An 18,691-nucleotide genomic window follows, 5' to 3' on the forward strand; every position below is an offset into this window, starting at 1 on the left:
TTTCATTGCTAAGCGGGAGCAAACAATGCCAAGCTATAAAGCTCGCTTTCACATGATGGGCACGTTTATTGACCTCGTGATCCATCATCCCCAAGGCGAGTCATTGCTAAAAGAGTGCTACCTTAAACTGCAGGATTTTGCTCAACGCTTTACCGTGAATCAGCCCGATTCAGAGTTGATGAACGTTAATCATCATGCAGGGATTCGTCCTGTGCGGGTGCAAGCGGATTTGTATGAATTACTGAAACGGGCCCAGGCGGTCAGTCTGGACCGAGCGAACCCGTTTAATATCGCGGTTGGGCCGCTTATAAAAACTTGGCGCATCGGCTTTAAAGAGGCAAAGCTGCCAACTGACGCTGAATTGAACGAGAAGCTTGCGATAGTGGATCCTTCCCGAATCGTGTTGGATGACGACTACCAAACCGTGTTCTTGACCAAAGTCGGTATGCAGGTGGATCTGGGCGCAATCGCCAAAGGCTACTTTGCCGATCGGATAAAACATTACCTGGTGAGTCAGAATGTTCAGTCCGGTTACATTAATCTGGGTGGTAACGTGCTCACTCTGGGCCATGCGGTGGATAACCCCGCCAAAGTATGGCAGGTCGGGATCCAGGACCCGCTCGGTTCCCGCGGACAAGTCTGCCGGGTGGTGCCACTTAGGGATCAGTCGATGGTGACCTCAGGCATCAATGAACGATACTTCGAGCATAATGGCGTGCGCTATCATCACCTGCTCGATGCAAACAGCGGCAAACCGATCGTGACCGACATCGCCAGTGTCACCATCATTTCGGATCTTTCCGTCGACGGAGAAATCTGGAGCACTGCAGGCTTTTTGTCTTCAGTCGGTGAGGCATTGGCCTATCTGAATCAGCAAAGCGGTATTGAAGCCATCGTGATTTCAAACCAGGGCGATGTTTGTGTCACGGATGGCCTCGACGATAATGGACAGACGTTACGTCTACGCCGTCCCTGAGATCTACCATTCCAACCGGGCCGCACCTAAGTCTAACAGGGACAAAGTCTAACGGGGACACACACCCTAAATCTCCCTATGCCCGCAACTAAAATTTAGAAATCTAACAAGTGAAACCTAACGAGAACCTAACGAGGACACACACCGTCAATTACGGTGTGTGTCCTCCTAAGAGATAGTTTCGTCTGGCAGATAATTATTGCTGGTGGTAGTCCAGATACTGCTCAGCTTCGGCGCTGCCCATATAGCGCGCCAGCGTGCGCTGCGGTACGTTGCGCAGGTCAACCACAATCAGGCCGTCCAGCGCATCGTTAAAGTCCGGGTCGATGTTGAAGCTGACCAGTTTGCCGTTCAGGCCGAGATACTGGCGCAGCAGAACAGGTATCCCTTTGCCTTCATCGATACGCGCAATCACCCGCGACAGCAGTTGTAGATCGGCCAGTGAGGTAAGCAGGCTGGCATTCCACAGATTTTGACCGACTGGCAGCGGGTTGGTGGCTTCGACCAAATCCGCCTGCGCTTTGTCGTAGTAGTGCAGGGTCATGGTATCGGCCAGTAGGCGCCGAGCCTGATCGCTGTAATCACTGCTGATGCTGACCGGCCCGAACAGATGAGTGTACTGCGGGTTGCGGCTGACGTAAGTGGCGATGCCTTTCCACAGCAGCAGCAGCGGTGCCATGCTCTTCTGATAATAGGCGTCGATCACCGAGCGACCCATTTCAATCGCATTGCCCATGTTGTGCAAAAAGCGCGGATCGTAATGGAACAGGGTGCTGGAGTAGAGGCCGTCGATACCCCGCTCTGTAAGAATTTGATCCACCAGGCCAAGACGGTAGGCGCCGACCAGTGCCTGACGCTCGCGATCCCAAATAAACAGATGCAGGTAGTCGCGATCAAACTCATCGATATCGAGCGCCAGCCCGGTGCCTTCACCGACCTGACGGAAGTTGATTTCTCTTACCCGGCCAATCTCATGCATGATGGCCGGAATGTTTTCGGCCCGGGTGCAGTAGACGTCAAATTCGTTGTGGCGCAGCAGATGATCGGAGAAAGGCAGGCGCGCTAAATCCTGGCGCAGATCCTCCGATGGCAGTCGGCTGTCGATTGGCTGCAGCGAACTGTCCTGGGTCGCCTTATTCCGCGTGATGGTGTGCTGGCTGTGCAGTAGGTAGGTGTTGAGGCGCAGGTAATTGACCAACTGCTGGTCGCACAGATCGTGAATCTCTTTGTAGTGAATGGTTTCGCCAATCGCGATTGAGATGCAGCTCTGTTTTTTATTGAGCAGCTCGCGTCCGAGCATCAGGGTGCGCAGCAGCGGGTGGATTTTACCTGCCATATAAAAGCGTTTCGAATTATGGCCGTCGATAAACACCGGCACCGTTTTAGCTTTGTGTTTTTTGATCAGGCGGCTGACTGAGTGACTCCACTCTTTGTCTTCCAGGCGGCGCTGTTTGCGATCGACCAGTTGCGACACTTCACCAGCCGGGAAAATCAGCAGCAATCCCCCTTGCTCAAGGTGTTTATGTGCCTGGCGCATCGCGAGCAGATTGGCTTTGGCCGATTTCTCGGTTTCAAACACATCGACGCCGATAAACAGTGAATCGAGTTCCGGTACGGTTTTGAGGTAGTGGTTGGCGAGGATCTTGATGTCAGAGCGGCGGGTCAGCAGCATTTCGGCCAGAATGACGCCTTCCACGCAGCCGAGCGGGTGGTTGGCAACCACTACAGTGGCACCGCTTTGCGGCACATGAGCTAACGATCCTTTCGTGAGCTGATAATCGATACCGAGAATTTCGAGGGTAAAGCGCAGGAACTGCGCGGTGTCACAGCCGGCCGGGCGCTGGGCGTAGAATTTATCCAGCTGGCTTAATCCGGTTGCCCATTCTGCCAGGTGTTCGCCAAGGCCAAACGGGGTTTTACGCGGTAATTTGAAGGGGCTGGTGGATAGCATAACGTCCTCACAATCCTATGTGTTGACGTTATGCTAGTCAGGCTGTGTGTCAGATTCGCGGCGCTTTCATGAGGCTTTAATGGCGGTTTGATTGCAAATTAGTGACTTGATTACAAACTAGTGACTTGACTACAAATTAGTGACGCCGGCTGGTGCTGGTTTCACTAAACTATTGATTCCATTAAGCGATCAAGTGCCGCGTGTTATTGTTGAAGTTACTGTTTAAGTAATTACTGAACTTATTGTTGAAACAGCAGCGTCAGGCTGACCGGCACGCTGTCCGACAAACTCAGCCCGCCCACGGTGTCTGACAGGGCGCTCAGGTTGGCGGCCGGAATCGAGAAATCAGCGGCGTTGATGATGACCGGAGCGCTGGAGCTGACCATGACCTTACCATCGGCGGGCATGATCACCACCGGGAAATCCACCATCTTGCTGTGGCCGTACAGGGTGACCTCTGCTGAGATAATGCTGCTGCTGGCGGCCCCGGACAGCAGTTTACTGTCGACCGCACCGCTGACCGTCACCTGCGGATATTTCATGCTCTCAAAATAGATCTCGTTGAGGCGACTGTCCCGGATCGGTACGCCGGTACGGATGCCTGTCAGGTCGATATTGACTGAGAATTTACCATCTTCGCTCAGCTGTCCGCTCAGGGTAGGTATGCTGGCTGGCTCGACGATGTACTGCTTTTTGATGGTGGCGAAACTGACCGAAGAGAGGTTAGGGTCAAGCAGGTAGTCACCGGCGGCGAGCGTTGGCACAGAGAAAGCGGTGAGTGCGAGGCAGAGGGAAGTGGTGATTTTGTTCATTATGCTAACCTTATCGGGAGGGGATTAGTCATAAGCGTAGTCGGTTAATTCACGGGATGACAAACATTGTTGGTATGAGAGTGAAAGGGCCTGCCTGCAAACGGCCGTTGCCTTAGTCACTTTGCCTGCAGACGCCGCGCCAAGAAAGTACACTAATGGCGTGCCTATACTAAAATGTCCTTTATCAATAACAACAAGAAAGCAAAACTATGAATATTTTATTTCGTAATCTATTGATAGTCATCATGTCTATTCTGTTTGTTCCTGCCAGTTACAGTCAGAGCCTGGTTGACGGTGTCAGCATCGGGGCCGGTTATTCGTTTGAAGACGACCTGCTGGGGCGCATTGGGGGGCAACACGACCTCGATTACCGCTGGCTGGAGAGTGACCGCGGCCATCTCGCTGTGTACTGGGATGCTTCCTACAACCGCTGGTTCCTGCGCGACGATGATGATTTCAGCATCATCGCGCTGACGCCGGTGCTCTATTACCAGTTCACGCAGCCGCTGCTCGGTGGCGTCCCTGTGGTTGAGTTCGGTATCGGGGTGAGTTACATCAGCGACCGTTATGTCAACGATCGTGACATGGGCGGCCACTTCCAGTTTGAAGACCGAATCGCGGCCGGGCTGAAATATGACGCGGTTTATCTCGCCTTTATGTATGTTCACTACTCGAACGGCGGGCTGTATGATGAGAACGCCGGCTACAACACCGCACTGATCAATGTGCGTTATTCCTGGTGACATCAGTCCTGTTCATTTTTCCAGCCCTTGACGAGGACACACACCATCATTTCAATGTGACTGACGATGTGTGTCCTGTTTATTTCTGTTTATTTCCCCCTGGTGAGCGGCCACTTTCTACTACTTTATAAGCAGTGAAGTTGCAGCTGTTACGATATCTGGACTGCAGTTTTTTCTTGTGCGTTATGAACGTAACGAGGACACACACCGTAATCGGGGTTAGGTTAGCGGGGCGTTAAGTTCAAGAAGTTAAAGGGGGACACACACCTTCTTATCGTTGTCAGGTGTGTGCTGGTAGTGACTAGATATTTACCACCCCGCCGTCAACCAGCAGCTCGGAACCCAGCATATAAGACGAATCGTCAGAAGCGAGAAACAATGCCGCTTTGGCGACTTCTACAGGTGTACCTAAGCGGTTGAGCGGCACCAGTTGCTTGACTTGTTCCAGCAATACCGCTTGCTGTTCTGCCGGTAAACCAAATTTATCAAATGCATCCGTTTGAGTCGGTCCCGGGCTCAGAACATTCACCCGGATTCCTCTGTGCTTGAGTTCGGCGCAAAGCGTCCGGGCCAGAGAAATTAAACCGGCTTTGCTGGCAGCATAGATGCTGCTTTGTGCCAGACCAATGTGGGCCGAGGCACTACCGCACAGAATAATCGAAGCCCCGTTATTAAGTAGTGGCAGTAAGGATTGAATCAGGAAAAATGGCCCTTTCAGGTTCGTTGCGATAACACGGTCAAAGCTGGTTTCATCCCATTCTTCTAAAGGCAGGTGTGTCACATCACCAGCGTTAAGGTAGACGATGTCTAATTTGTTGACTGTAGCGCTGAGTTGCTGCGCTAATCGTTTTTGCTGGCCTGGGCATGCCGCATCGTTTGGGATAACTGTGGCAGAGGTGTCTAAGTATTGTTGTGCGCGTCGAATCCCCTTGGGACTGCGCCCGGTCACGATGACTTTGGCTCCTGCGAGTTGAAACTGCCTTGCCGTTTCCAAACCGATTCCTGCGGTACCTCCGGTAATCAAGGCCACTTTGTTTTTCAACCGGTCATTCATATTCACTTCCTGCTTGTTGTTTGGGTTAAAAATGAACATTATTAAGTTAATAGTATGAATAAGGAAGTAGGTACCAAATGGATACTAAAGGAATTGATAAAAATAAACTGGCTGCCAATAGCTTCCATTGCCCTATGGTGGATTTCGTAAACATCATTTCCGGTAAGTGGGCGATCCCCATTCTTTACCGTCTCATCGTGACCGATGGGGTGATTCGATTCGGTGCATTACAGCGCGCGATTGGGACTATTACTCAGAAGGAACTGACTAAGCAGTTACGCCTGTTCGAGGCGAGAGGGCTTGTGACCAGAACTGTCTATCCGGAGATGCCACCCAGAGTGGAATACCAGATCACTGAGCTTGGTAAAACATTAAAACCCACGCTGGATTCTCTGGCATTATGGATGACGGAACATAGGCAGGCACTGTTGGGTCATACTGCTGGTTGAAATGATGAAATTATTTGAATGGAACTCTCTGACTTGATTGACTTTAATCGTTACTCTCAATATCTCGGCCAATTTGATAGTGCGCAATATGCTGCGGTGAAGACCCGTGAGGGGAAGGTAGCGGGTTTGAGCTTTTGTGTATATCAGCAAAGTGATACCCCCTCAGATGTGATTATTCTGTACCATGGCGGTGGCGTTCATCGTAACGCAGGTTATCCGGTGCTGGCTTATCAGCTGTGTGTCGATCCCCGAATTGCAGTCTGCCTGGTTGACATACGCGGGCATGGTAAATCTGATGGAAAACGGGGCAGCGTTGCCCAACCTGAGCTCATTTGGCGGGATGTGGATACGATAGTCGATGAGATAACACGATGTTTTCCTTATGCGCAGCGGCATCTTGCTGGCCACTCTAGTGGCGCGGGTATGCTGATCAACTATTTTACCCGCTACAATGATCGGCGCTCGGCTGACAGCCTCACTCTTCTCGCGCCTGAGCTTGGTCCGTTTGCCGGAATCGCTCGTCCAATTGATGAAAAACAGCGCTTTGCTCAGGTACGGCAGTGGCCATTCATTGTTAATGCAATCAGTGCGGGCTACCTGTTCGGGCAGTGTTGGGCGGTTAAGCTCAATTTCCCGGAGCAAGTATTAAAGGCTGCACCTGACTTCGTCTCGCGCTATAGCGTTAACATGGCTAACGCGCTGACGCCACGTCATCCCGCGAAACAGCTGTCTTCGTTACCTGTCCCAACCTTACTGCTGTTTGCTCAGAACGATGAACTGTTTGATAGTGAGGCGATGCGCGATTTTGCAAATCAGCACGGGAGTGAGTTGTTGCAAAGTCACGAGATGCCAGGTGCGACGCATCTCGCCTGTGTGTTTGAGGCTCACCATTACATGGCGCCATTCATCGCCGGTTTATCACCATGTGAGTAGTGTTAGCCCGTTTGTTAGCCGGACACACTCCGTTAACGGGGAGCCCTTGACGAGGACACACACCATCATTTCAATGTGACTGACGGTGTGTGTCCTGTTTATTTCTCTGTTTATTTCTGTTCATTTCCCCCGGGTGAGCGGCCACTTTCTAATGCTTTATAAGCAGTGCAGTTGCAGCTGTTACGATATCTGGACTGCAGTTTTTTCTTGTGCGTTTGCGCTTTATGCTCTGTGCGCCAGACTCGTCATATCACCCATAAATGACATGACCTATGACGACAGCACGCTCTCAGTTGATTTGCCCTGACATCACACCCTATTATCACTGCGTTTCTCGCTGCGTACGTCGTTCGTATTTATGTGGAGAGGATTCTCATACCGGTCAGTCTTATCAACATCGTCGCGCTTGGGTGGAAGAGCGCATTTTAACTCTGGCGACCATTTACTGCATTGATATTTGCGCTTATGCAGTGATGAGTAATCACTATCACCTGGTGGCCTTTATTGACATGGACGGCGTGGCTGCACTTTCCGATTCAGACGTCATTGAACGCTGGGGGATAGAACATTGTTTGCCTAGACTGATTCAGCGTTATCAATCAGGTCAGAAATTAGCTGCCGCCGAATGGCAGAAGTGCCGGGAAATTATCGAGGTTTGGCGCTCTCGTCTTTGCTCACTGAGCTGGTTTATGAAAGAGTTAAATTACCAGATAGCACGGCAGGCGAATCAAGAGGATCAGTGCACAGGTCGGTTCTGGGAAGGGCGGTTTAAGTCTCAGGCCCTGCTCGATGACAAAGCTCTGCTGGCGGCTATGGCGTACGCTGATCTTAATCCTGTACGGGCGAAAATCGCGGATACGCCTGAGCAGTCTGACCATACTTCGGTGAAAGCGCGCCTGGTTGCCCTGGATAGAGGTAAAACCTCTGCGCGTGCTTTGCTGGATTTTATTGGTTACCACAGCCAGGAAAAAAAGCGTGGTATCCCGTTTCGATTGATGGATTATCTGGAGCTGTTGGATTGGCTGGGACGGCAGATGAGAGAAGGTAAACGTGGGGTTCTCGATGAGAGCGCACCGGGTATTCTGCAGCGTTTATCACTGGTGCAGAAAGAGTGTTTAACGCTTTGCTCTGAACTTGAGAAGAGGCCGAGAGCATGGGTTGGTTCGCAGCGTCATCTCATGCATGCTAAATCGCAGTTAAATCGCCAGCGTATGCTGGGGATCGTCATTTCTTAGTTATTTAAAACCGGGTACAGATTCATTTCTGCTGTATTTACGTCCTCTTTGGTACACCTTTCCTTCCGCTTTGGTACACCTTGATGTCATAACCCTCATTTACTTTCGTTTTCTGATATTGGTTTAGAGAGTGAAGGACACTATACGTTTAGTCTTTGCTCTTAAAGTGTGTGTCCTGTTCAGATTCATTTGTGTTGAAGGGAGTGGATAAGGGAGTGGATAAGGACACACACCATAATTCAAGGTGTGTGTCCTGCTCGGATATATTAGCAGGACACACACTTTCATCAGTCGTCAATATTTACGGTGTGTGTCCCGTTAAGAGTATGAGAATAACGGTGTGTGTCCCAATAAAAATCAGACTGGCGTGCCAGCCTCATCGATATCAACAATCTCGGTTTCTAAGCTGGCTTCGCTGAGCCAGCGCTGGATGGTCGGGCTGGCGAGCACGTGATCCCGGTATTGGGCGGCGCCGGGTGACAGTTCGATACCGTAGGTTTTAAAGCGCAGCGCGACTGGGGCAAACATTGCATCCGCAATAGACCACTTGCCAAACAACCATTGGCCTGGATAGCGCGCCATCTGCTCACTCCATAACGTATCAATGCGGGCGATATCCTGTTGCGCGGCATCGCTTAACTCAACGTGACGGCGCGCGCGGCAGTTCATCGGCATTTCGTTACGCAGCGCATTGAACCCCGAATGCATTTCGCAGCTGATAGCCCGGGCTTTGGCTTTGTCGGCTTTATCCGCAGGCCAGGCTTGGCCATTTAGATAGTTGTCATTGACGTACTCAAGAATCGCCAGCGATTCCCACACCACTATGTCACCATCCTGCAGAGCCGGGACTTTGCCTGTCGGCGTAATGGCTTGCAGCGTGGTATAAAACTCCGGGGTGCATAGCTGCAGTTTACGGATCTCGACCGGCAGATGGTAATGGGCGAAAATCAGCCAGGCTCTGAGTGACCAGGTTGAGTAGTTTTGATTGGCGATATAAAGTTGCATACATAAACTCCTTGTCTTGTCTGTTGCTCAGCATAGAAAAACAATCGCAGCCTGACTAACGGATTGTTTGGATAATAACCATTAATAAAAGCGATGGATTGATATGGATATTGACTCGTTACGCAGTTTTCTGGCCTTTGTCGACACCGGCAGTTTTACCCGCGCCGCCAAGCAAATTGCCCGGACCCAATCGGCGTTCAGTGCGCAGATGCGCAAGCTGGAGCAGGAAATCGGTAGTGAACTGTTTGTCAAAGAGGGGCGTAATCTGGCCCTGAGCGAAGCGGGTATCCGCCTGGTCAATCATGCCCATGAACTGCTGGATCGGCACGATAAGGCGCTGGTCGAGTTGCAACAGTTCCAGCACAAACAGCCACTGCGACTCGGCTGTCCGGAAGACTATAACGATCAGGTATTGCCGAAATTAATGCAGGCGTTACTGGCGGCGAAACCGACCTGTTCAATTCAGGTGTTTAATGAGCCGAGTGTGGTACTGCGCCAGTGGCTGGACGAAGGTAAGCTGGATGCCGCGATTGTGACGCGTTCGTCCAACAGTGAGGAAGGGTACTGGATTACCAGTGATCAGGGCGTTTGGATCACGGCTCAGCCGGATGCGGTGATCACTCAGAGTGCTTCGTTGCCGCTGGCGCTGTTTCAGACCGACTGCCGCTATCATTCGGCTGCCATCGACAGCCTGACCAAGCGCGGTGTGCCGTTTCACTTAGTGGCGTGTTGTAATACCTCATCGGCGCAGCGGGCGATTGTCCGTCAGGGGCTGGCGGTTGGCGCGATGGGGCGGCTCAGTGTAACCGACGATCTCACCATCCTGAGTGACTTTCCGCCGCTGCCAGCGGTCGATATTGTGTTGCTGGTGGCCGCTAAATCCCATCCGCTGCTGCCGCGTCAGTTTCTCAATCAAATCGGTGAGCTTTGCTGCGCTAAAACAGCTTTACCGGTAGTCTGAGGCACGGGCGCTCAGGGCTGATCTGACTTGTAAGGCAGATACGTGGCGAGAGCCGCCATTCTGTCTTGTACCAGCTGCTGCTCCCGGCGGACGAAATCGGCGACCGCCGGGCGAAACGTCGCGGACTCAATCCAGTGCACGGACCAGGTGGCAAGCGGCTCAAAGCCGCGCTGAATCTTATGTTCCCCTTGCGCGCCCGGGTCAAAGTGCGCAAGCTGATGCGTGATGCAGTACTCTATCCCCTGATAGTAGCAGGCTTCAAAGTGCAGGCTGTCGAACTCTTGTGTGCAGCCCCAGTAACGGCCGTATAAGGTTTGCGAGTCTTTAAAATACCAGGCTCCGGCGACGGGCAGCTGTTGGTGGTACGCCATGATGAGGACAATCTGGGTGGGCATCTGCCGGCGTAGCTGTTCAAAGAAGGCCTGATTGAGATGAGGATAGCGGCCGCGTTTGAGATAAGTCAGCTGGTAGAACTCAAAAAACACCGCCACATCGTCGGCAGAGAGCAGCTCTCCCTCAATAACGCGAAGTTCCACCTGTTGCTGTTGTACTTTCTCGCGCTCTTTACGCAGGTTTTTTCGTTTACGTGAAGTCAGGGTCGCAAGGAAATCATCAAAGTGCTGATAGCCACGGTTATACCAGTGATACTGGCAGTCCATCCGTACCGAGAGCGGCTTGAACTTTTGGATATGCCGCGCTTCGACAAACAGTCCATGCCAGCCGGAGAACTGATGCTCGGCACACAGCTGACGCACTGCGCTCAGCATCGGCTGCAGGGCGTCGTCATAGCTGATGACCTCTGCGCGATAGAGCAGGCGCGGGCCGCTGACCGGCGTAAACGGAATTGCCGTCACCAGCTTGGGAAAATACTCTTCGCCTGCTTTTTCAAATGCTTCCTGCCATGACCAGTCAAACACGTATTCGCCCCAGGAGTGACTTTTCAGATACATCGGCATCGCTGCCAGCAGAGAGCCGTGCTCATCTTCTAAGGTCAGATGGAGTGGATGCCAGCCGCTGTCATCACTGACACAGCCGCTCTGTTCTAACGCGCTCAGATAGGCGTATGACAGAAACGGATAGTCACAGCAGCGCAGCGCGTCCCACTCAGGCTGCGGAATGTCGGTCAGTTGTTGGTGAACTTTGATGAGGGCCATGGGGAGCGTCCAAGCAGTAAACAGGCGTGATTTATCCTAGCAGAAACCCTTATCAGGACAAACCGTGATCAGCAAACCGTTAGCGGGACATACGCATTATATGGACAGGATTTTTAACGGCGGATCTGCCTCTTTGTACAGCTTTAAAAGCTTTTAGAACATGGGTAACCCTCCTTAATTTATTTTCTTACAAATGAGTTATTTGTTCTTAAAATACATATAGTTATGTTGTGCAGCTTTTTTATGGTCAGATTAATGAGCTTTTGGAACATAGGTGACTATCCCGTTATTAATCTGACTCTATCGCTCTGGCTTAGGTTGACAATTTGTGGGAGACATTAAGCAGGACACACACTGTCTAATCGGGTGTGTGTCCTGTTTAGCTGTGGCTTTCGAATACGGTGTGTGTCCTGCTTAGAGCGGACGTTATTTGCCAGCTTGTGCCCAGTCAGCGAAATAACTGACCAGATAGTCGATCGCCAGGCGGGCACGTAACGGCAGAAAGCGTTGGTTCTGATACACAATCCAGCTGCTGTTGCCTGGTCCCCAGAAGTCTTGCAGGATCGGAAACAGCGTGCCGGATTCCAATCCTCTGGCCAGGCTGCTTTTCGGCATATAGGCGATGCCAAGCCCCTCCTCGCAGGCTGCAATGGCTGCATTGGAATTGTTACTTTTCCAGCGCCCGTGCACTCGCACGCTGAGAGGTTTGCTCTCGCTGGCAAATTGCCAGTGATCGTTATTGGTAATGATGCAGCTATGCTGTTTGAGTTGATTCGGGTGGGTTGGCTCACCAAAGCGATATAAATAGTCACGGCTGGCGACGGCGGCCATTGGGCGGTCAACCAGCTTTCTGGCAACCAGACCCGAATCTTTTAGCGCGCCGTAACGAATCGCGAAGTCGATGCCATCTTCAATAAAATTGACCATCCGGGAGTTAAAATCCATCTCGATGGTCACTTCTGGGTACAACTTGGCAAACTGCATCAGGGCCGGAGCGACGTGTTCTTCCGCGAATCCGCCGGCAGCACTAACACGCAAGGTGCCGCTTAGAGTAATTTGCTGTGAGTTTAAGCCTTCATTGGCCTGTTCCAGCCCGGTCACCAGCTCTCGGCATTGCGAGTAATACAGCTGACCGGCATCGGTTAAGTTGATTTGCCGGGTTGAACGGGCAAATAAGGTGACCCCCAGGCGATCCTCCAGCCGCGATACTTGGCGGCTGACGTGACTGGTGCTGCAACTGAGCTGTTTAGCGGCCGCCGAAAAGCCCTGAGTTTCCGCCACGGCGACAAACTCGATGATGCCCTCGAAACTGTTCATAATCTTCCATTGTTGCTATTTAGCAATAATCTTTTGTTGATTGGCGGTATTATCATTGAAATGATTTTCAATTAGTATCTTTTTTGTACTCAATAATGCAGGAGACAGCAATGAAGAAGATTCTAATTCCGGTAACCAACCATGCCACTCTGGGCGATACCGACCAGGCGAACGGCACTTACTCACCAGAGATTACGCACGTCATTCATGAGCTGACCACAGCGGGATTTGAGTATGACATAGCGTCGATTAACGGTGGCAAAGCACCGCTGTATGGCACTGACATCGAAGGTGATGAGGTGAACAGCCGAGTACTGGCGGATGATGATTTTCAAAATCGCATCAATAACACCATTCCGGTCTCGCAAATCAATATTGATGACTATGTTGCGCTATTCTACCCGGGCGGCTTCGGCTTGCTGTCCGATCTGGCAAGCAATGCCAGCTTTGCACAACTGGCGGCCAAACATTATGAAGGTGGCGGCACGATTGCGGCTGTCTGTCATGGCCCGGCGGCACTGCTGCCAATTACTCTGAGCAGCGGTGAAAGCTTACTGGCCTCTAAATCGGTTACCGGCTTTACCCGCGAAGAAGAGATTGATTTTGGCACCATCGAACACATTCCGTTCTTGCTGGAAGAATCACTGACCCGAAAAGCAGCCCGTTTCAGTAAAGTGCAGCCCTGGCAGGAGTTCGTCATTGTTGATGAGCGACTGATTACCGGGCAAAACCCAACCAGTGCTCATGGCGTCGGTAAAGCATTGGTCGCGGCGTTGTCGTAAACCACAACCGCTAAGGTTTAAGATCGATTAATTACCCAATAGCTCACGGAACGTGGGCTATTTTTGTCTCTGAGCGATGTTAATTAAAGAGGACACACGCCGTCATAGTAAGGTGTGTGTCCTCTTTGTTTTTAGAGTTAGCTGCTCATACCGGCCCTTGCACCTGACCAGTTAACGCGCACGAAACTGTATAATCGTTACGATTGTTCGGTTATATCGGCCGATGATTATTGACTACCAAAAACTGGCGATCGACTTTACGGTGCCTAGTGAATCCGGCAGCATTACAGGGCAAGCTCCGCTCTAACTCACTACCCGACTAGCCACAAAAGCGGAGTGGGGCGTCACTTGGTGGAGTACTCAACTTCGCCGTTTACGCTCTGCCTTTGGATGTTTAGGCGTTTAGCCATAAGCCTAAATTTATTTATGCACAATTTGCATGAATTAATTCACTTTTAATCATTTGTGTCACTGCATAACACTCTTTACACTTCGAAATGATTTGTTACCTGAGTGTAACATTTAGTGCCTGTTATTAATCTTTATCCATAACTCGTCAAGGTTATTGGCAATAGTGACAGTGAAGTCTATTACCAGTGGTGATCTCGAATCCATAAGTGGCAGGAAGGCCATTTTCAGCACCACACTCATTAATAAGAGCGATTTATGATTATTTTTCGATTTCCACTGCTTGTTTGGCTAGGTATCGGTATTTTGATTACCAGTCTAGGGATCAGACAATCCTTTGGTATCTTTATGACACCGATATCCGACTACTTCCAAACGGGACGAGAGTTCTTCAGCTTTGCAATCGCATTGCAAAACTTATTGTTTGGAGCGTTCCAGCCATTTGTGGGTATGGCCGCCGACCGTTGGGGAGCGAAACGTATCATCATTTTAGGTGCTATCTCTTACGCCCTGGGGCTGTACTTAACTTCTATCAGCGCTGATCCAACAATGGTGTACTTATCGCTAGGTGTGCTTGTTGGTCTTGGTTTAAGCGCAACCAGCTACGTGATCGTGCTCGGTGCAGTCGCTAAAGTTGTACCAGCGCAACATGCGGCGAAAGCCTTCGGTTTGACCACGGCAGCTGGATCATTCGGTATGTTTGCTATGATCCCGGGGGCGCAAGCATTGTTGAGCGCTTCTGGTTGGCAAAGTTCAATGCAAATCTTCGCGGTACTGTGCAGTTTTATGGTGTTGTTTGCACTATTCATGAATACGGCAAAGCGAAATGCAAATACTGCTAACAACCATGTTCACGAGGACAAACAAACACTAAAAGAAGCTTTGAAAGAAGCGTTTGCCCACAAAGGGTACTGGTTGATTCATGCTGGTTTTTTTGTGTGTGGTTTCCATGTGATGTTTATCGCGACTCACCTGCCTAGTTATTTGGCGGATAAAAATCTACCTGCATCAACCGCGGCCATGGCGTTGGCTTACGTGGGTATATTTAACATCCTTGGCTCATATTTCTGGGGGGTAATGGCAGATCGTTTTAGCAAGTGTTATATGATGTTTGCGTTGTATGTGATGCGTACGGTTGTGATCGGTGCTTTTTTGGCACTGCCGATTACCGAGCAAACGGCGCTTATCTTCGGTGCTGCCATCGGTTTTTGTTGGTTAGGAACGGTGCCGCTTACATCTGGTTTAGTCCGTCAAATGTTTGGAGCTCGTTACCTGTCGACGCTATATGGTTTGGTGTTTTTCACTCACCAAGTCGGCAGCTTTTTGGGGGCATGGGTTGGTGGTCGTATCTACGATTATTACGGGTCCTATGATCCAATTTGGTGGTCAGCGGCCGTACTCGCGTTTATTGCTGCATTGATTCATCTTCCAATCAATGACAAGCCTGTACCACGTTTGAGCATGGCAGCAGCGTAACTCTTAAAGGCTCCCTGCGCAGTTCGTTGGGAGCCTTCCCTTTATCAATCATATCTTTAGCTCCCACATGCCCCGTCACCCGAGAGATTAAATTTCACAATGGCATTTTAGGCGTCTTGAGTTGCTTTAGCACATACTGAAGAATGCCTCCTGCGTTGAAATACTCTAACTCTTTTGGATTGTCGATACGTGCAACAACAGGTACGGAATGTTCTGTACCTTGAGCCGTTACGACAATAATGTCTAATTCCAGCAAGGGCTTCATCGGCTCATTAGGGGCAATAAACACGGTCTCATTGCCTTCCAGAGTTAGCGCGTCGAGTTCGCCTGGTCTTTTCAGTTGGAGCGGCAAGATGCCCATACCCACTAAGTTGCTGCGATGAATTCGTTCAAACGATTCCGCGATGACGGCTTTTACATTCAATAACAGGCATCCTTTAGCGGCCCAATCTCGACTTGAACCACAACCATAGTCTTTGCCGGCAAATATGACCAATGGCACCTGCAGTTCAATGGCGTTTCTGCTCGCTTCAAAAATAGGCATGACTGGAGGCTTTTTCTCCGTGGTCGACATGTTACATTCATCCAGCTTGGTATCACCGAAACATCTTGTGACGCCACCTTTAGTCGGCGATGCTATTTTATTTTCCAGTCGCACGTTTGAAAAAGTGCCGCGAACCATGACGTTGTGGTTCCCTCTGCGCGCACCGTAGCTATTGAACTCTTCTGGAGTGATATTTTCTGACCGCAAATATTTTCCTGCAGGACTATTTACTGAGATAAGCCCCGCCGGAGAAATATGGTCTGTTGTTATCGAATCTCCCAAAATAGCTAATACACGTGCTGACTCAATAGGAAATGTGGGGGGTGGAAGTTCCAAAAATGGTGGACGTTGTATGTAGGTCGAGGTCGGCTCCCAAGGATAACAGGGACTATCTTGCATCGATAATTGTTCCCACTCTTCATCCCCTTCAGCAATGTCACTGTAACTCAATCTAAAGTGGCTCTCATGAACCTGACTCAGCATTTCCTCCAGCATGAGCGGACTCGGCCAAAGCTCCCGCAGATAGACAGGCTCATTTTTACTATTGATGGCAATGGGTTCATTTTCTAGGTCAACACAGGTTGTACCCGCTAACGCAAACGCGACAACCAATGGTGGAGAGGCAAGCCAGTTTAAGCTGACTGATGGATGGATTCGCCCCTCGAAATTTCGGTTCCCTGATAACACAGCGGATACGTGCAAGCTATTTGCCGAAATCTCTTCTTCTAGATTGCTCTTGAGTGGACCTGAATTCCCAATACATGTGGTACACCCGTATCCAACACGATGAAATCCCAACAAGTCTAAGTAATGTTGCAGCCCAGTCTCATTGAGATATCTGGCCACTGCTAATGACCCTGGTGCGAGAGACGTTTTGACATAAGCAGGAACGGACAACCCTCTTTCCACGGCGGCCTTCGCAACCAATCCGGCCGTTAACATAACCGCTGGGTTGGAAGTATTCGTACATGAAGTGATGGCGGCAATTACGACATCACCATGATGGAGGTGCGTGGATGACTCGGAATGTTTTGCTCCGGGGCTTGAGGAGGAAACACCTTCAATAGCGCATTGTTCAAGCGTCGCTTGCTTAATTGCACTGATGTTAAGTCGATCTTGTGGCCTTTTGGGCCCAGCCACTGAGGTCACAATGGTCGATAAATCTACCACAATATTTTCATCATACTCCGGTGAGGTTTCTTTTGTATCCCACCATAGGCTTTGCTCTTTCGCATAAGCTCGAACTTTGTCAACCAGTGCAGAAGATCGGTTAGTAAGGGTCAAATAGGCAAGTGTGTTTTCATCGATAGGGAAAAAACCGCATGTGGCGCCGTACTCTGGAGCCATGTTAGCAATCGTAGCCCTGTCGGCCACAGACAAAGCGGCTAAACCGTAACCATAGTACTCGACCAGCTTACCCACCACACCATGGGATCTTAGCTTCTCAGTGATAGATAAGACCAAATCCGTTGCAGTAACACCGGGACGCAGTTGCCCATCAAGCCTCACTCCGACTACTTTGGGAATCGTTATATTGAGTGGTTGGCCTAGCATTACGGCTTCAGCTTCAATTCCACCGACGCCCCAGCCCAACACTCCTAATCCATTGACCATAGTGGTGTGGCTATCGGTTCCGATAACCGTATCTGGGAATAGCACACCATTTTCGTCTTCATGAACAACTTGTGCCAGATATTCCAGATTAACCTGATGGCATATGCCCTTACCGGGGGGGATAACGGTCAAGTTCCGGAAGTTCTTTTGTGCCCATTTCAAGAATGTATACCGCTCTTTGTTTCGAGCCATTTCGTGTTCATAATTCGTATGTATCGCGGATTCTGAACCTGACTGATCGACAATCAACGAATGGTCAATGACAAGATCAACCTTACACATGGGTGTGACGTGGCTTGGATCCCCGCCAGTTTGTGCAATCGCATCTCTGATAGCAGCCAGATCAACTAAGGCTGGAATACCGGTGTAGTCTTGCATCAAGACTCTGCTGGGATAGAAATTAAACTCAGATGAAGTCCCGTGACTCTCTGAAGGGAAAGTCGATTTTGTAAGAAACAACGCTTCGATAATTCGAGCTGCTTCTTCAAAATCAGACGCTTGTCGAACGATATTTTCAATAAGTATGCGCTTAGTAAAAGGGATCTTCGACAGGTTGGCTTGATAGTCTTGGGCCAGTTGTTTTAGAGACCAGTATTTATATTCGGTTCCGTTTACCTTCATCGACCTTTGGTATGTTGCACGCCATGATTTTTCGTTGGTAGGTCTCATGATTAACTTCCTTTCAATGATGGTTGACCTTTTAAAAAGGCAGCCTCGTTGTCATAGATATGTTTTCTGGGACATTTTCATATTTCCCATATCCAAATAGCTTTAATCAGCTGAAAATCTATAACCTGAAGGATCAGAGTTGAAATTCTAAAAGAAGGAAGACGTTGGAATGGATTTATGCCCTCAAAAAATAACTAGACTCTAAAAAAATGAAGGCAAAGCTTGAGTTGGCTCAGCCTTCAACCGTACTTAGATGAGAGTCACATTGGTTGCTTGCGGGCCTTTCTCACCGGGTTCAACTTCAAAACTTACTTTTTGGCCTTCCAACAGGGTCTTAAACCCATCAGAGGAAATTGAACGGAAATGAACAAAAATATCCTTACCGTCACTATCTTTGGTGATAAAACCAAAGCCCTTAGTTTCGTTGAACCATTTTACTGATCCCGTTACTCTGTCAGACATACATACCTCGACTAATGTTATAGGTTAAAGCTCTGAAAAATAGAGCTATTCCATAGTAAATCAAGATATCTGTCGCAGCAGTTAAACGAAAAGGAGCGAGAATAACTGTGAAAGGAAACTTGGTTGATAATGAAAAAGTAACTCAA

General features: G+C 49.8%; 16 protein-coding genes. 8 read left to right on the forward strand and 8 right to left on the reverse strand.

All coding sequences use genetic code 11. The features are described from left to right. Positions 1 to 25: 25 nt before the first annotated feature. Positions 26 to 976, forward strand: a complete 951-nt coding sequence (locus E6C74_RS03115) for an FAD:protein FMN transferase (RefSeq protein ID WP_136483256.1) — start codon at positions 26 to 28, stop codon at positions 974 to 976. A 196-nt stretch (positions 977 to 1,172) separates the two neighbouring features. Here the strand turns inward: E6C74_RS03115 and E6C74_RS03120 are convergent, their stop codons facing one another. Both E6C74_RS03120 and E6C74_RS03125 read right to left on the reverse strand, forming a co-directional pair. Then, positions 1,173 to 2,927 carry a GNAT family N-acyltransferase gene (locus E6C74_RS03120; RefSeq protein ID WP_136483257.1) on the reverse strand — a complete coding sequence of 585 codons (1,755 nt, stop codon included), beginning with the start codon at positions 2,925 to 2,927 and terminating at the stop codon, positions 1,173 to 1,175. Between the two features lie 239 nt (positions 2,928 to 3,166). Continuing rightward, positions 3,167 to 3,739 (reverse strand): YceI family protein, encoded by a 573-nt coding sequence (locus E6C74_RS03125; RefSeq protein ID WP_136483258.1) that lies wholly within the window; start codon positions 3,737 to 3,739, stop codon positions 3,167 to 3,169. 209 nt (positions 3,740 to 3,948) lie between these two features. Between E6C74_RS03125 and E6C74_RS03130 the strand changes: the two genes are divergently transcribed. Further along, the gene (locus E6C74_RS03130; RefSeq protein WP_240798122.1) at positions 3,949 to 4,482 is read left to right on the forward strand and encodes an acyloxyacyl hydrolase; all 534 of its coding nucleotides are present in this window, start codon (positions 3,949 to 3,951) and stop codon (positions 4,480 to 4,482) included. A gap of 301 nt (positions 4,483 to 4,783) precedes the next feature. On the opposite strand, the gene E6C74_RS03135 is transcribed toward E6C74_RS03130, so the two are convergent. Next, positions 4,784 to 5,536: an SDR family oxidoreductase gene (locus E6C74_RS03135; protein WP_136483259.1), complete on the reverse strand. Its 753-nt coding sequence runs from the start codon at positions 5,534 to 5,536 to the stop codon at positions 4,784 to 4,786. 77 nt (positions 5,537 to 5,613) lie between these two features. Between E6C74_RS03135 and E6C74_RS03140 the strand changes: the two genes are divergently transcribed. From E6C74_RS03140 to E6C74_RS03150, 3 genes are all read left to right on the forward strand, one after another. After that, positions 5,614 to 5,985: a helix-turn-helix domain-containing protein gene (locus tag E6C74_RS03140; protein ID WP_136483260.1), complete on the forward strand. Its 372-nt coding sequence runs from the start codon at positions 5,614 to 5,616 to the stop codon at positions 5,983 to 5,985. An 18-nt stretch (positions 5,986 to 6,003) separates the two neighbouring features. Continuing rightward, a complete protein-coding gene (locus E6C74_RS03145) occupies positions 6,004 to 6,918 on the forward strand; it encodes an alpha/beta fold hydrolase (protein WP_136483261.1) in 915 nt (304 codons plus the stop codon). 272 nt (positions 6,919 to 7,190) lie between these two features. Continuing rightward, on the forward strand, positions 7,191 to 8,153 hold the full coding sequence (locus tag E6C74_RS03150) for a transposase (RefSeq protein ID WP_136483262.1): 963 nt from the start codon (positions 7,191 to 7,193) through the stop codon (positions 8,151 to 8,153). Between the two features lie 357 nt (positions 8,154 to 8,510). On the opposite strand, the gene E6C74_RS03155 is transcribed toward E6C74_RS03150, so the two are convergent. Beyond that, positions 8,511 to 9,158: a glutathione S-transferase family protein gene (locus E6C74_RS03155; protein WP_136483263.1), complete on the reverse strand. Its 648-nt coding sequence runs from the start codon at positions 9,156 to 9,158 to the stop codon at positions 8,511 to 8,513. Between the two features lie 103 nt (positions 9,159 to 9,261). Here E6C74_RS03155 and E6C74_RS03160 point away from each other — a divergent pair, with 103 nt between their 5' ends. Next, positions 9,262 to 10,119, forward strand: coding sequence for a LysR family transcriptional regulator (locus E6C74_RS03160; RefSeq protein ID WP_136483264.1), 858 nt, complete (start codon positions 9,262 to 9,264; stop codon positions 10,117 to 10,119). An 11-nt stretch (positions 10,120 to 10,130) separates the two neighbouring features. On the opposite strand, the gene E6C74_RS03165 is transcribed toward E6C74_RS03160, so the two are convergent. Beyond that, on the reverse strand, positions 10,131 to 11,273 hold the full coding sequence (locus E6C74_RS03165; protein ID WP_136483265.1) for a GNAT family N-acetyltransferase: 1,143 nt from the start codon (positions 11,271 to 11,273) through the stop codon (positions 10,131 to 10,133). 426 nt (positions 11,274 to 11,699) lie between these two features. Continuing rightward, positions 11,700 to 12,590: a LysR family transcriptional regulator gene (locus E6C74_RS03170; protein ID WP_136483266.1), complete on the reverse strand. Its 891-nt coding sequence runs from the start codon at positions 12,588 to 12,590 to the stop codon at positions 11,700 to 11,702. Between the two features lie 110 nt (positions 12,591 to 12,700). Here E6C74_RS03170 and E6C74_RS03175 point away from each other — a divergent pair, with 110 nt between their 5' ends. Both E6C74_RS03175 and E6C74_RS03180 read left to right on the forward strand, forming a co-directional pair. Next, positions 12,701 to 13,372 (forward strand): type 1 glutamine amidotransferase domain-containing protein, encoded by a 672-nt coding sequence (locus E6C74_RS03175; RefSeq protein ID WP_136483267.1) that lies wholly within the window; start codon positions 12,701 to 12,703, stop codon positions 13,370 to 13,372. A 666-nt stretch (positions 13,373 to 14,038) separates the two neighbouring features. Further along, the gene (locus tag E6C74_RS03180; protein ID WP_136483268.1) at positions 14,039 to 15,256 is read left to right on the forward strand and encodes an MFS transporter; all 1,218 of its coding nucleotides are present in this window, start codon (positions 14,039 to 14,041) and stop codon (positions 15,254 to 15,256) included. Positions 15,257 to 15,350: 94 nt separating this feature from the next. On the opposite strand, the gene acnA is transcribed toward E6C74_RS03180, so the two are convergent. Together acnA and E6C74_RS03190 are read right to left on the reverse strand one after the other, a co-directional pair. Continuing rightward, positions 15,351 to 18,083: an aconitate hydratase AcnA gene (gene acnA, locus E6C74_RS03185; RefSeq protein ID WP_136483269.1), complete on the reverse strand. Its 2,733-nt coding sequence runs from the start codon at positions 18,081 to 18,083 to the stop codon at positions 15,351 to 15,353. Positions 18,084 to 18,332: 249 nt separating this feature from the next. Next, the gene (locus E6C74_RS03190; RefSeq protein ID WP_047460531.1) at positions 18,333 to 18,545 is read right to left on the reverse strand and encodes a cold-shock protein; all 213 of its coding nucleotides are present in this window, start codon (positions 18,543 to 18,545) and stop codon (positions 18,333 to 18,335) included. Positions 18,546 to 18,691 lie beyond the last annotated feature (146 nt).

Source organism: Vibrio sp. H11 (genome assembly GCF_004804295.1).
GTDB lineage: Bacteria > Pseudomonadota > Gammaproteobacteria > Enterobacterales > Vibrionaceae > Vibrio > Vibrio ostreae.

Excerpts from the sequence above, each read along its gene's own strand:
- E6C74_RS03115 (WP_136483256.1), top strand. The coding sequence starts at position 26 with ATGCCAAGCTATAAAGCTCGCTTTCACATGATGGGCACGTTTATTGAC.
- E6C74_RS03120 (WP_136483257.1), bottom strand. The coding sequence starts at position 2,927 with ATGCTATCCACCAGCCCCTTCAAATTACCGCGTAAAACCCCGTTTGGC.
- E6C74_RS03125 (WP_136483258.1), bottom strand. The coding sequence starts at position 3,739 with ATGAACAAAATCACCACTTCCCTCTGCCTCGCACTCACCGCTTTCTCT.
- E6C74_RS03130 (WP_240798122.1), top strand. The coding sequence starts at position 3,949 with ATGAATATTTTATTTCGTAATCTATTGATAGTCATCATGTCTATTCTG.
- E6C74_RS03135 (WP_136483259.1), bottom strand. The coding sequence starts at position 5,536 with ATGAATGACCGGTTGAAAAACAAAGTGGCCTTGATTACCGGAGGTACC.
- E6C74_RS03140 (WP_136483260.1), top strand. The coding sequence starts at position 5,614 with ATGGATACTAAAGGAATTGATAAAAATAAACTGGCTGCCAATAGCTTC.
- E6C74_RS03145 (WP_136483261.1), top strand. The coding sequence starts at position 6,004 with ATGGAACTCTCTGACTTGATTGACTTTAATCGTTACTCTCAATATCTC.
- E6C74_RS03150 (WP_136483262.1), top strand. The coding sequence starts at position 7,191 with ATGACGACAGCACGCTCTCAGTTGATTTGCCCTGACATCACACCCTAT.
- E6C74_RS03155 (WP_136483263.1), bottom strand. The coding sequence starts at position 9,158 with ATGCAACTTTATATCGCCAATCAAAACTACTCAACCTGGTCACTCAGA.
- E6C74_RS03160 (WP_136483264.1), top strand. The coding sequence starts at position 9,262 with ATGGATATTGACTCGTTACGCAGTTTTCTGGCCTTTGTCGACACCGGC.
- E6C74_RS03165 (WP_136483265.1), bottom strand. The coding sequence starts at position 11,273 with ATGGCCCTCATCAAAGTTCACCAACAACTGACCGACATTCCGCAGCCT.
- E6C74_RS03170 (WP_136483266.1), bottom strand. The coding sequence starts at position 12,590 with ATGAACAGTTTCGAGGGCATCATCGAGTTTGTCGCCGTGGCGGAAACT.
- E6C74_RS03175 (WP_136483267.1), top strand. The coding sequence starts at position 12,701 with ATGAAGAAGATTCTAATTCCGGTAACCAACCATGCCACTCTGGGCGAT.
- E6C74_RS03180 (WP_136483268.1), top strand. The coding sequence starts at position 14,039 with ATGATTATTTTTCGATTTCCACTGCTTGTTTGGCTAGGTATCGGTATT.
- acnA (WP_136483269.1), bottom strand. The coding sequence starts at position 18,083 with ATGAGACCTACCAACGAAAAATCATGGCGTGCAACATACCAAAGGTCG.
- E6C74_RS03190 (WP_047460531.1), bottom strand. The coding sequence starts at position 18,545 with ATGTCTGACAGAGTAACGGGATCAGTAAAATGGTTCAACGAAACTAAG.